This window comes from Sphingomonas sp. Leaf22 (assembly GCF_001421715.1).
Taxonomy (GTDB): domain Bacteria; phylum Pseudomonadota; class Alphaproteobacteria; order Sphingomonadales; family Sphingomonadaceae; genus Sphingomonas.
The window spans coordinates 68436-81526 of sequence record NZ_LMKP01000009.1 but is presented as its reverse complement, the minus strand read 5'-3'; the positions used below and the strand labels follow the sequence as shown (position 1 = coordinate 81526).

General features: G+C 65.1%; 9 protein-coding genes. 6 read left to right on the top strand and 3 right to left on the bottom strand.

Annotated features, from left to right (window positions below; translation table 11 throughout):
- The 3 genes from ASE70_RS06045 to ASE70_RS06035 form a co-directional block, all read left to right on the top strand.
- A partial coding sequence (locus ASE70_RS06045; protein WP_156356046.1) for an IS30 family transposase occupies positions 1-454 on the top strand: 454 nt, incomplete at its 5' end.
- A 130-nt stretch (positions 455-584) separates the two neighbouring features.
- Complete coding sequence (gene polA, locus ASE70_RS06040) at positions 585-3344, top strand: DNA polymerase I (RefSeq protein WP_056502480.1); 2760 nt, start codon at positions 585-587, stop codon at positions 3342-3344.
- A gap of 131 nt (positions 3345-3475) precedes the next feature.
- Positions 3476-5002, top strand: coding sequence for a lipopolysaccharide biosynthesis protein (locus tag ASE70_RS06035; RefSeq protein WP_056502477.1), 1527 nt, complete (start codon positions 3476-3478; stop codon positions 5000-5002).
- A 166-nt stretch (positions 5003-5168) separates the two neighbouring features.
- Here the strand turns inward: ASE70_RS06035 and ASE70_RS06030 are convergent, their stop codons facing one another.
- The 3 genes from ASE70_RS06030 to ASE70_RS06020 all read right to left on the bottom strand — a co-directional run bounded on the left by ASE70_RS06030 (position 5169) and on the right by ASE70_RS06020 (position 7589).
- Positions 5169-6620, bottom strand: a complete 1452-nt coding sequence (locus ASE70_RS06030) for an AMP nucleosidase (protein WP_056502472.1) — start codon at positions 6618-6620, stop codon at positions 5169-5171.
- Between the two features lie 71 nt (positions 6621-6691).
- Positions 6692-7006, bottom strand: a complete 315-nt coding sequence (locus tag ASE70_RS06025) for a hypothetical protein (RefSeq protein ID WP_056502469.1) — start codon at positions 7004-7006, stop codon at positions 6692-6694.
- Positions 7007-7106: 100 nt separating this feature from the next.
- Positions 7107-7589 carry a peroxiredoxin gene (locus ASE70_RS06020; protein WP_056502499.1) on the bottom strand — a complete coding sequence of 161 codons (483 nt, stop codon included), beginning with the start codon at positions 7587-7589 and terminating at the stop codon, positions 7107-7109.
- 112 nt (positions 7590-7701) lie between these two features.
- Here ASE70_RS06020 and ASE70_RS06015 point away from each other — a divergent pair, with 112 nt between their 5' ends.
- From ASE70_RS06015 to ASE70_RS06005, 3 genes are all read left to right on the top strand, one after another.
- Entirely contained in the window at positions 7702-8262 is a 561-nt protein-coding gene (locus tag ASE70_RS06015) for a YqgE/AlgH family protein (protein WP_056502467.1), read from the top strand.
- A gap of 188 nt (positions 8263-8450) precedes the next feature.
- Positions 8451-9860, top strand: a complete 1410-nt coding sequence (ahcY, locus tag ASE70_RS06010) for an adenosylhomocysteinase (RefSeq protein ID WP_056502464.1) — start codon at positions 8451-8453, stop codon at positions 9858-9860.
- A gap of 210 nt (positions 9861-10070) precedes the next feature.
- Complete coding sequence (locus ASE70_RS06005; protein ID WP_082450792.1) at positions 10071-13070, top strand: TonB-dependent receptor plug domain-containing protein; 3000 nt, start codon at positions 10071-10073, stop codon at positions 13068-13070.
- Positions 13071-13091: the final 21 nt, after the last annotated feature.

Genomic DNA, 13091 nt, shown 5'->3' with positions numbered 1-13091 from the left:
CAAGCCCGGCCACGCACTGATCGTCGCGCACGAACGTACCTCGCTGCTCACCATCGCCGTGCGGCAGGACAGCCTCAAGGCCGATCCCGTCGCGACGGCACTGGTGCGGATGCTGCGGTCGCTACCCGAACGACTGCGACGATCCGTCACCTTCGACAACGGCACCGAGTTCACCCGCTACCGCCGCATCGAGCAGCAACTCAAAATCGACGCCTGGTTCTGCGATCCACGCTCGCCCTGGCAGAAGGGCGGCGTCGAAAACGCCATCGGACGGCTCAGACGCGACCTGCCCAGAAAAACCGAACCTCACGCCTTGTCGCTGCGCGCGCTCAACGCCATCCTCGCCAGACACAACCACACGCCCCGAAAATGCCTCGGCTTCCAAACCCCCGCCGAGGCCTTCATCCCGTTGCACTTCGAATGTGAATCCACACCCGGGTCAAGCCCGGGATGACGATATCGATCTGCGAACCTCAGTTCCAAGTGGTCAGGCTGGATCGACATTCCACCTGCGCCAAGCCGGGGATGCGAAGGACGCCGCAACCCCCTCGCAAGCGCTCCCCCGCGCTGCTATCTCCCGCCCCATGCCCCATCTCTATCTCGTCGACGGCTCCGGCTATATCTTTCGCGCCTATCACCGGCTGCCGCCGCTGACGAACCAGCATGGTGAGCCGGTCGGGGCGGTCTATGGCTATACGACGATGTTGTGGCGGCTGGCCGATGCGCTGCACAAGGCGGACGGGCCGACGCATATGGCGGTAATCCTCGACAAATCGTCGAAGACGTTCCGCAACGACCTGTACGACCAGTACAAGGCGCATCGCCCGCCGCCGCCCGAGGATCTGGTTCCGCAGTTCCCGATGATCCGCGATGCGACGCGGGCCTTTTCGATCCCGTGCATCGAGGAAGAGGGGCTGGAGGCCGACGACATCATCGCCTGTTATACGCAGGCGGCGCTGGCGCAGGGGTGGTCGGTGACGATCGTCAGTTCCGACAAGGACCTGATGCAGTTGATGACCGATCCGTCGGTCGACATGCTCGACACGATGAACAACCGCACGCTCGGCCCCGATCATGTCCGCGAGAAATTCGGGGTGGGGCCGGAGCAGCTGGGCGACGTGCTGGCGCTGATGGGCGACGCCGTGGACAACGTGCCGGGCGTGCCCGGCGTCGGACCGAAGACCGCCGCCAAGCTGATCGCCGAGCATGGCAATCTCGAAGCCGTCCTTGCCGCCGCGCCAGAGATGAAGAAGGGCAAGCTGCGCGACAATCTGATCGACCATGCCGACAATGCGCGGCTGTCGAAGGTGCTGGTGACGCTGAAATGCGATGGCGGCCTGCCCGAACCGCTCGACGCGCTGGCGATGCAGGGGATACCCGAGGCACCGCTGCGCGCGTTCCTCGAACATCACGGCTTCCGCACGCTGCTGACCAAGTTGTCGAGCGTTGCCGACGAGCCGGTCGCGCCGGCGACGGCACCGGGGGTCGAGGAGGACGAGCCGGCCTGCAACCATGACGGCTATGAAACGGTGGTGACGCAGGAGGCGCTCGATCGTTGGGTACAGGTAGCGCGGCATCAGGGCTGGGTCGCGATCGATACCGAGACTACGGGTCTGGACGCGACGCGTGCCGAACTGGTCGGGATCAGCATGGCGCTGCATCCCAATCTCGCCTGCTACGTGCCGATCGGCCATGGCGGCACCGACATGTTCGCCGAGCGTCCCGAGCAATTGTCGCGCGAGGTCGTGCAGGCGACGCTCAAACCGTTGTTCGGGGACGAAAGCGTCCTGAAGATCGGCCATAACCTGAAATACGACATGATCGTCCTGTCGCGCGCCGGCGTCGACGTCGCGCCCTATGACGACACGATCGTGATGAGCTTCGACCTCGACGCGGGGCTGCACGGGCATGGCATGGACGAACTGGCGGCGACGCACCTCCAGCATAGCTGCATCGCATATAAAGACGTGGTGGGGACGGGGAAGAAGCAGGTCGGTTTCGGCGAGATCGATCTGAAAACCGCGACCCGCTATGCCGCCGAGGATGCCGACGTGACGTTGCGGTTGTGGCGGCGGTTCAAGCCGCGCCTGCCATATGAACAGGCGACGCGCGTCTATGAGATGGTCGACCGCCCGCTGGTTCGGGTAATCGCCGAGATGGAAATTGCGGGGATCAAGGTCGATGCGCAGGTGCTGGCGCGCCTGTCGGACGATTTCTCGACCCGGATCGCTGCGCTGGAGACCGAGATCCACGACCTGGCGGGCGTGAAGTTCACCATCGGGTCGCCGAAGCAACTGGGCGACGTGCTGTTCGTCACGCTGGGGATCAAGGGCGGGCGCAAGGGCAAGTCGGGCGTCTATTCGACCGACGTCACCGAGTTGGAGCGGATCGCCGCCGACAAGGATTCGCCGGGCGCGGTGATCGCGGCGAAGGTGCTCGACTGGCGACAGCTGACCAAGCTCAAGAACACCTATACCGATGCGTTGCAGGCGCAGATCAATCCGGCGACCGGGCGGGTGCATACCAGCTATTCGCTGACCGGGGCGCAGACCGGGCGGCTGTCGTCGACCGATCCGAATTTGCAGAACATCCCGATCCGGACCGAGGTCGGGCGGCAGATCCGCGATGCGTTCGTGGCGGAACCGGGCAACGTCATCCTCGCGGCCGACTATTCGCAGATCGAATTGCGGCTGGCGGCGCATATCGCCGACGTGCCGCAGCTGCGCGACGCGTTCGCGCGCGGCGACGACATTCACAGCATCACTGCGCAGGAACTGTTCGGCGAGGTCAACCGCGACACGCGCGGGCGGGCCAAGACGATCAACTTCGCGATCCTGTACGGCATCAGCCGCTGGGGGCTGGCCGGGCGGCTGGACGTGAGTGCCGAAGAGGCACAGGCGATGATCGATCGCTATTTCGACCGCTTCCCCGGCATCAACCGCTATATCGCCGAGACGACGCAGAGCGTCCGGACGGCCGGTTTCACCACCACCCTGTTTGGGCGCAAGACGCATTTCCCGCGCATCAAGTCGAAGGTGCAGCACGAACGCCAGGGGGCGGAGCGCGCCGCGATCAACGCGCCGATCCAGGGGACCAGCGCCGACATCATCAAGCGCGCGATGGTCCGGATGGGGCCGGCACTGGCCGAGGCGGGCCTGGGCGAGGTGCGAATGCTGCTGCAGGTCCACGACGAACTGGTGTTCGAACTGCCCGAAGGACTGGTTGAGGCGGCGACGCCGGTGATCCGCCGGGTGATGGAAACCGCCGCCGAGCCGGTGGTGCAGCTGTCGGTGCCGCTGGGCGTGGAGATCGGGACGGGGGCGAGTTGGGGCGCGGCGCATTAAGCGGCGTCGCGGCGACTTGGACCCGACCGTTGCCCCCAAGCCGCACCCCGTCGCCAAAGCGCAACGGGGGGGCTATGGCGGGTCGCCCCCCTCGCGTATGAGGCCGCGATGATCCAGCCTTCGCGCGACGTATGACCGACGCGCCGACCCAGCCGACCGACGACATCGCCGCACTTGCCAAGGGCGGGCGGACCAACGTGTTCGGATTCGTCCTGCGGCTGGTCGCGCGGCTGCCGTTCCTGTTCATCGCCGGGCGCATCTATGGGCCGGCGATCGTTGGGCGGTTCGCGTTGGCGGTGCTGGTGGTCGAACTGGCGGCGCTGGTCGCGACGCTGGGGCTGAAACGGGGGCTGGCGCAGGCACTGTCGTCGACCGATCGGCCGCATGCCCATGTCGTGTGGGACGCGCTGGCGGTCGCCTTCATCCTGTCGGTCGCGGCGAGCGCGGTGTTGTTCGTGTTTCCGCAGATCATGTACCCGAACAGTCAGGTGATTGGGTTCGAACGGCTGTTGCCGCTGATCGTGTTTGCCATCGCATGGTCCGACGTCAGTCTGGCCGCGCTCGCCTATCGATTGAACGTGAAGGCGGCGGTAACGGCGCGCGCGGTGATCGAACCGTGGACGATCTCGATCGCGGCGTGGGGCCTGAGCTATTATTCGACCCGCGACGGCCTGATCATGAGTTACGTGCTGTCGATGGCGGCGGCGCTGGTCGCGTCGATCGTGCCGTTCGTCCGCAGCTATGGCCTGCCGATCGGCTGGTCGCCGCATTTGCGGCCGATGCTGGCGCTGGTGAAGCGCAACATGCCGCTGGCCGGTGCCGACGCGATCGAATGGGGCACGCGCAACGTCGATCGCTTCATCCTCGGGCTGTTGTTCGGACCGGCGATCGTCGGCATCTACTACATGGCGCAGCAGGTCGCGTCGTTGCCGCAGAAGCTGAAGACCAGTTTCGATCCGGTCTTGGGGCCGGTCATCACCAACAGCCTTGCCGCGGGCGACAAGCCAGCCGTCGCGCGACAGGTGCGGCAGGTCGGCTTCTGGATCATCACCGCGCAGGCGGCGCTGGCGCTGGCCGGCAGCATCCCGGCGTCAGGGGTGATGGGCGTAGTCGGGCGCGAGTTCGTGAGCGGGGCGGGGGCGCTTTCGTTCCTGCTGTTCGCCGAAGTCTTCGCGGCCAAGGGCGCGGTGTCGGAAGCGGCGCTGGTCTATATCGCACGCCACCGCAACCTGATGATTTCGCTGGGGCTGCTCACGTTTCAGGTGTTGCTGAGCTTCGCGCTGGTCGCGCTGATGCGGACGCTGGGCCTGCCGCAGAATTACGCGGCGGTCGGGCCGGCGATGGCGCTGACGCTGTCGGTCGGGCTGGGGTCGGTGATCAAGTCGGGGCTGTTGTCGAAGCTGCTCGGCGTCAGTGTCCGCGATTTCCGGCCGGCGTTCGTGTGGGCGGTGCTGGCGGCGGCGGTGGCCGGATCGCTGATCATGCGGCTGCCGAAGCACTATGAATGGGCGGAACTGCTGTTCGGCATTCCGGTGATGCTCGCCATCTATTTCGCGGTGCTGTGGCGCTGGGCGTTCCGTCCCGAGGACAAGGCGCTGTTCCACAAGAGCGCGGCGGCGACCGAGGCGCAGATCCCGACCGACCGGTACAAGGTGTAGCTCGTACTTGAGTCGAGAACCGTTCGTGCTGAGTAGGGACTGAGCGAAGTCGAAGCCCCGTATCGAAGCACCTGACGCACGGTCCTTCGATACGCCCCTTCGACAAGCTCAGCGGCTACTCAGGACGAACGGTTCGGAGATGATAAAGGGGCGCTCGCCACACCCCTTACCGGAACGGCGGCTCGTTGAACGCGCGCAGCTTGCGGCTGTGGAGGCGGGCGCCTTCTTGCCGCAATTGCTCGCACGCCTCGATGCCGATGCGCATATGTTCGTTGATCGCGCGTTCGTAGAAGCGGTTGGCCTGTCCGGGTAGCTTCAATTCACCGTGGAGCGGTTTGTCGGAAACGCACAGTAGCGTGCCATAGGGGACTCGGAAGCGGTATCCCTGCGCGGCGATCGTTGCCGATTCCATGTCGATGCCGACCGCGCGCGACAGCGAGAAGCGCAGCGCCGAACGGCTGAAGCGCAATTCCCAGTTGCGGTCGTCGGTGGTGACGATGGTGCCGGTGCGCAGGCGCTTCTTGAGTTCGTCGCCCGACTGGCCCGACACGATCTCTGCCGCGCGTGCCATCGCCACCTGCACCTCGGCGATCGCCGGCACCGGGATTTCGGGCGGCAGCACGTCGTCGAGGACATGGTCGTCGCGCAGATAGGCGTGCGCCAACACGTAATCGCCGATCCGCTGGCTGGGACGCAGCCCCCCGCAATGGCCGATCATCAGCCACGCTTCGGGCCGCATCACCGCCAGATGGTCGCAGATCGTCTTCGCATTGGACGGGCCGACGCCGATATTGACCAGCGTGATGCCGGTGCCGTCGGGCGCGACGAGGTGATAGGCCGGCATCTGGTGCCGCCGCCACGCGCTGTCGCTGACCATGCGCTCGGCATCGTCCTCGGCGGTCGCCAGCACGCCGCCGGCTCCCGACAGCGCGGTATAGCGGCTGGGCGTACCATCGGCGGCGGGCTTCAGCTGTTCGCCGGCCCAGCGGACGAATTCGTCGACATAGCGGTGATAATTGGTGAACAGCACATATTGCTGGATATGTTCGGGCGGGGTGCCGGTATAGTGGCGCAACCGGGCCAGCGAAAAGTCGGTGCGCAACCCGTCGAACAGCGCCAGCGGCCGGCTGTCGTCGTGCGCGGTCCACAGGCCGTCGGCGATCTCGTCGCCGATATGCGCCAGTTCGGTCGCGGGGAAGAACCGCGCCAGTTCGGACGCCGACACCGCATCGAGGCTGAGCGCGTGCCCGGCGTCGAGGACGTAGGGGAAGGGGATTTCCTGCCGTCCGCCGACCGCCTCGACCGTGACGTCGTGATTGGCGATCAGCAGTTCGAGTTGTTCGGTCAGATAGGCGGCGAACATCGCCGGCTTGGTCACGCTGATCCGGTATTCGCCGGGGGTCGTCAGCCGGCCATAGGCGCGCGACGGCATCGGCCGTTCGCTGCCGCCACGATAGGTCAGGCGGATTTCAGGATAGGCGAAGCTGCCGTCGACCCGCGCCGAGGAGGGCGGCGGCGTGCCATCGGTCAGATAGCGGTCGAGCGCAGCGCGCAACCGTGCCACCGAGGCGGTGTAGAGCCGATCGAGTTCGGCAACGATATCGGAAGCCTGCGTCATCGATCGTGGCTAAGTCGATCCCGTAACGCAGGTCAAGACCCGGCGCAGTGCGGTGCGCCGGGTCAGGGGGATCAGGTCGCCGACGAAGGAACCTTCGGCGTGGCGTCGGCTTCGCGCTTCTTGTCGATCAGCTTCGATGCGCCGAACGCGGCTCCGGCGATCGCGGCGGCAGCGCCGGCGACGATCGCGGCGGTGGCACCCGGATGCGCCTTCACCGTCTCGGCGGTCGATTTGGCGGCATCCGCCACCGCATCGCGCGACTTGGCGGCGGCGTCGCTTACGGTTTCCTTGGCCGATGTGTAGGTCGCCGATGCCTTTTCGGCAAAGCTGCCCGAAGCTTTGGCGACGTCGTTGGCGACATCCGTGGTGGTCGTCGAGTTGGTCATGACGCGTCCCTTTCCCGTTCGATATGGTTGCGTAACATCTTATCAACCCGGGACGGACCGGCCGGTTCCGACACGCGCGTATCGAAACCGGCCTTGCGCGTTAGAGCGACGCGAGCAGGTTTTCGGCCGAGCTGACCTTAAACTCGCCCGGTGCCTCGACGTGCAGTGCTTCGACCACGCCGTCATTGACCAGCATCGCATAACGCTGCGACCGGGTGCCCATGCCATAGGCGGAGCTGTCCATGTCGAGGCCGGTCGCCTTGGCGAAATCGGCATTGCCGTCGGCCAGCATCGTCACCGTGTCGGTCGCGTTGCCGGCCTTTGCCCATGCGTCGAGCACGAAGGCGTCGTTGACCGCGGTGCAGGCGATTTCGTCGACGCCCTTGTCATGAAACGCCTGCGCCTGTTCTACGAAGCCCGGCAGGTGCCTGGCCGAGCAGGTCGGGGTGAAGGCGCCGGGCACCGAGAACAGCGCGACGCGGCGGCCGGCGAAGAAGTCGCCGGTCGACACCTGATCGGGGCCATCGGGCGTAACCTTGACCAGTTTTGCATCGGGCAGGCGGTCGCCGATCTTGATCGTCATCATTTTCTCCGGGAATAGCCACGCATCGTTGCGCACGGGCGAAGCGTGGGAGCGCTGGCGGCCCTTTTCAAGCATGGCGCCGCAGCCGCGGGACGATTAGCGTCGTCCGATCATGGACCAGACCCGATTCCTGACCGGACAGATGTTGCTGGCGATGCCCGGCATTGGCGACCGCCGGTTCGACCATGCCGTCATCGCGATGTGCAGCCACGATGCCGATGGCGCGATGGGGATCGGCGTCGGCGATACGATCGAGGGGCTGACGCTGCATACGTTGCTGGCGCAGCTGGAGATCGAACCCGGCGCGGCACCCGATGTGCCGATCCATCAGGGCGGACCGGTCGAGACGCGGCGCGGCTTCGTTCTGCACGATGCCGGCTGGGGCGGGCAGGATACGATCGACGTCGCCGGCAAATGGGCGTTGTCGGGGTCGGTCGACGTGCTCCGCGCGATCGCGGGCGGCAGCGGACCGGAACAGTTCCTGATCGCGCTGGGCTATGCCGGCTGGGAAGGCGGGCAGCTGGATGCCGAAATGTCGCGCCATGGCTGGATGAACGTCGATGGCGATGCCCCGCTGTTGTTCGACGTGCCGACCGCGCAGCGCTGGCGGGCGGGATACGACCGGGCCGGCATCGATACGCGCCTGTTGTCGCCGGGGGCCGGCACCGCCTGACAGTGGTTTGTTAGGGGCGGTTCGCTAGTCGCCCATGGCCGGGCGGTCGCCGCCTACCCTCGCATTCCAGCGTCACGAAACAGATATAAAGAAATCTTTATATTCGTATTTGCGTTTCGACCGACGGGTCGGTAGAGGCGCAGTCATCCGCCATGGGCGTGCCCGTGGCCCAAGCTCCAGGAGTATCCATGGCCACCGCCATTGCCGACAAGCAGACCGATTACGTCATCGCCGACATCGGCCTCGCCGATTTCGGTCGCAAGGAAATCGAGATCGCCGAAACCGAGATGCCCGGCCTGATGGCGCTGCGCGAGGAATTCGGGGCGTCGCAGCCGCTGAAGGGCGCGCGGATCACCGGGTCGCTGCACATGACGATCCAGACCGCGGTGCTGATCGAAACGCTGACCGCGCTCGGCGCCGATGTCCGCTGGGCGACGTGCAACATCTTCTCGACGCAGGACCATGCCGCCGCCGCGATCGCAGCCAAGGGCATTCCGGTCTTCGCGATCAAAGGCGAGAGCCTCGCCGATTACTGGGATTATGTCGGCGACATCTTCAACTGGGGCGACCAGACCGCCAACATCATCCTCGATGATGGCGGCGATGCCACCATGTTCGCGCTGTGGGGCGCGAAGCTCGAAGCCGGCGCGACGCTGGGCGAGCCCGAGAATGAGGAAGAGGTCGAGTTCCAGCGCGCATTGAAGGCGTTCATCGCCAAGCGTCCGGGCTACCTGACCGAGACGGTCAAGAACCTGAAGGGCGTGTCGGAAGAAACGACCACCGGCGTCCACCGCCTGTACGAGATCGCCAAGAAGGGCGAGCTGCCCTTCCCGGCGATCAACGTCAACGACAGCGTCACCAAGTCGAAGTTCGACAATCTGTACGGTTGCAAGGAATCGCTGGTCGACGCGATCCGTCGCGCGACCGACGTGATGCTCGCCGGCAAGGTCGCCTGCGTCGCCGGTTTCGGTGACGTCGGCAAGGGGTCGGCGCAGTCGCTGCGCAACGGCGGCGCGCGCGTGATGGTGACCGAAGTCGACCCGATCTGCGCCCTGCAGGCGGCGATGGAAGGGTTCGAGGTCGTGACGATGGACGAAGCGGTCACCCGCGCCGACATCTTCTGCACCGCGACCGGCAATGCCGACGTCATCACCGCCGATCACATGAAGGCGATGAAGCCGATGTCGATCGTCTGCAACATCGGCCACTTCGACAGCGAGATCCAGATCGCCGCGCTGTCGAACTACGAGTGGGACGAAGTGAAGCCGGGCACCGACCTGGTGAAGTTCCCCGACGGCAAGCAGATCATCGTGCTCGCCAAGGGCCGGCTCGTGAACCTCGGCTGCGCCACCGGTCACCCGTCGTTCGTGATGTCGTCGTCGTTCACCAACCAGGTGCTGGCGCAGATCGAATTGTGGACCAAGGGCGACGACTACAAGAACGAAGTCTATGTCCTGCCCAAGCACCTCGACGAAAAGGTCGCGGCGCTGCACCTCGAAAAGCTGGGTGTGAAGCTGTCGAAGCTGACCCCGAAGCAGGCCAGCTATATCGGCGTGCCGGTCGAAGGGCCGTTCAAGCCGGACCATTATCGCTACTGATCCGACCGGGTCGAAAGCGTGAGAGGGGCGGGCATCCGGTTGGATGTCCGCCCTTTTTGGTGCCTGCTGCCGGCGGTGCGTTGCCTCAATACAACACGCAGTCGCAAAAACGCAGCATGGCGGACCCGGCAACCGCCGAAGCGGTTGATGCCGTCAAACAAAGCGTATCGACAGAGGAATACGCGTACATCGGGAAAAGGGGTCCGAACCATGAAGCAATCGGTATCACGCTGGCGGTCGGGTGCCGCGCGGAGCGTGCTGGTCATCACCGCCCTGATCGCTGCCGCGTCCGCTTCGGCGCAGGAGGCAGCTCCGGTTGCGGGCGACGGACAGAGCCCGGTCGATACCAGCGAGGAAATCGTCGTTACCGGTTCGCGTATCGCGCGTCCCGAGCTGGAAGTCGCCAATCCGATCGTTTCGGTGAATGCCGCTGCCATCGAGGCGACCGGTTTGAACAACATCACCGACGTCCTGATCCGCAATCCGGCGCTGACCGGGTCGGTGGGCGGGGCGCGCTCGGCTGGCCCCAACGTGTCCGAACTGAACGCCACCGGTGCCAACTTCCTCAACCTGCGCAACCTCGGCATCAACAGAACGCTTGTCCTCGTCAACGGCCGCCGGCATGTCGCCGGCATTCCGAATACGGCTGCGGTCGATATCAATTCGATCCCACAGGATTTGATCGAAAAGATCGACGTCCTGACCGGCGGCGCGTCGGCGATCTATGGTGCCGATGGTGTGTCCGGTGTGGTCAATTTCGTGTTGCGGCGTGATTTCGAAGGGGTTTCGGCCCGCCTGCAGGGTGGCATTTCCGACAATGGCGATGCCGGCAACCAGCTTGCATCGATCGTCGCGGGCAAGAATTTCGCCAACGGGCGCGGCAACATCACTGCGGCCTATGAATACAGCAACACCGAACGGCTGAGCAGCTTTGCACGGCCATTCTCGGGCGATCCCAGCCGCTATCGGGAGCTGTGGCAGAACGTCAACGACTTCCGCCCCGGTGCCGATGGGAACCCGTTCGACAATCCCGATTTGCCCGATCGGATCGTCTATACCAACCTTGGTTGGGCCGACAGCGCGCCGGACGGCGCGGTCGACCTGAATCTGGATGGCATTCCCGATTTCACCGGCAGCGGTCGCATCTATGACGGCGGCACCTTCCTGCCGGGGTCGAGCGGTCGTGCGCAGGGCGGTTCGTCCAATACCCCGACCGCGGGCTATTTCGGCGACCTGTTTCCGGCGATCGAGCGCCACGCCGCCAATCTGCTGACCAGCTTCGAATTTTCGGACAAGGTGCGGTTTTTCGCAGAGGGCAAGTTCGTCCGGACCCGTGCCTATTCGGTCGGACAGCCGAGCTTCGACTTCTTCACGTATCTGAACGGTGACAACGCGTTCCTCGCCGATCGTTTCGGCGCGAACGCGGCGCCGGACGGTGCCTATATCTCACGCGACAATTTCGACTTCGGCATCCGCGGTGAGCGGGTACGTCGCGATACGTGGCGTGGTGTCGTCGGGTTCGATGGCGAGATCGCCGAGAACGCGCGCTACGAAGTCTCCTACGTCTATGGCCGTACCAACGCTCGGTCGACGCAGACGTCCAACCTGATCGGTGACCGCTATGCCGCGGCGATCGACGCGGTCCGGGCACCCGACGGTTCGATCGTCTGCCGTTCGACGCTGGATGCGACGGCGCTCGACCTGCCTGCCACGACCTTTACGCCGGGGGCCGGCAGCGCCTGTCGTCCGCTCAACCTGCTGGGCAACGGCGTCGCGTCGCAGGCGGCGCTCGATTTCGTCCTTGCCAACAACGTCAACCGTGCGGCGGTCGACCAGCATGTTGTATCGGGATCGATTTCGGGCGACAGCCGCGCGATCTTCGAATTGCCGGGCGGACCGATCGGCTTCGCGTTCGGCGGTGAATATCGGCGCGAGGGCAGCCGGTCGGACCCCGATGCGCTGATCGTGAACGGTGAATTGCGCGACTTTGCGGCGCTGCCGCCGAGTGCCGGCAGCTTCGACGTCAAGGAAGTGTTCGGCGAATTGAACATCCCGTTGCTGGCGGACATGCCGTTCGCCGAGCTGCTGTCGTTCGGCGCGGCGGCGCGCCTGTCCGACTATTCCACGGTCGGGTCGACGCGCACGTGGAAGTTCGACGGCATCTATGCCCCGATCCCCGATATTCGCTTCCGCGGTTCCTATTCGCAGGCGGTGCGCGCACCGAACATCGGCGAACTGTTCCTGCCCGCGACCGGCACGTTCGGTTTCGTCACCGATCCGTGCGATCTCGCGAACCGGAACCAGGGAACGCAGTTCCGGGCGGCGAATTGCCAGACGCTGCTCGCCGGGCTGGGGCTGACGCCGGGGCAGGTCGCCAGCTTCAGCCCTTCGCAGGTTCCTTCGGCCACGACCTCGCGTCGCGGTACGCAGGGCGGCAACCGTAACCTGACCGAGGAGACCGCGACGACGTGGACCGCCGGTGTCGTGCTGCGTCCGCGGTTCATTCCCGGACTGACGGTCACGGCCGACTGGTACGATATCCGCATCAGCGATGCGATCAACACGCCGACTCCGACCGAATTGGCGCAGCTGTGCGTCGATCAGCCGACGATCGACAACCCGTTCTGCGCGAACGTCTTCCGCTCGACCCAGACCGGTTACGTGCTGGGCGACGGTGACGATCCCCAGCGTCGCATCGGCTTCAACGTCACGCCGGCCAATGTCGCCGCCTTCCGCACGTCGGGGGCCGACATCGGGGTCAATTATACGTTCAAGCCGGGCAATCTGGGTCGCTTCGACGTTAGTGTGAACGCCGGCTATCTCGACAATCTCTCGTTCGTCCCCACGGTGGGTGCCGACGTCGATATCGATACGCTCGAAGCCTATAACCCCCGCTGGCGCGGGTCGAGCAACGTGACGTGGACCATCGACGCGCTGTCGCTGAACTACGGCCTCGTCTATTTCAGCAAGACCCGCCGCTTCACGACCGAAGAACTGGCGAATAATCCGGATCTCTCCGACCCGCGTTACTTCTTCTACCCCGAGCTGTTCCAGCACGACATTCGGGCGGAAGTGCGGGTGAACGACAGCTTCCGCTTCTACGGGGGCGTCAACAATCTGTTCGAACAGACACCGAACCTCGGATCGCTGACCTATCCGATTTCGGGGGTCGGGCGCTTCATCTATGCCGGCGCCAGCTTCCGTATGTGATCCGATTGCGCCAGCGTTTCG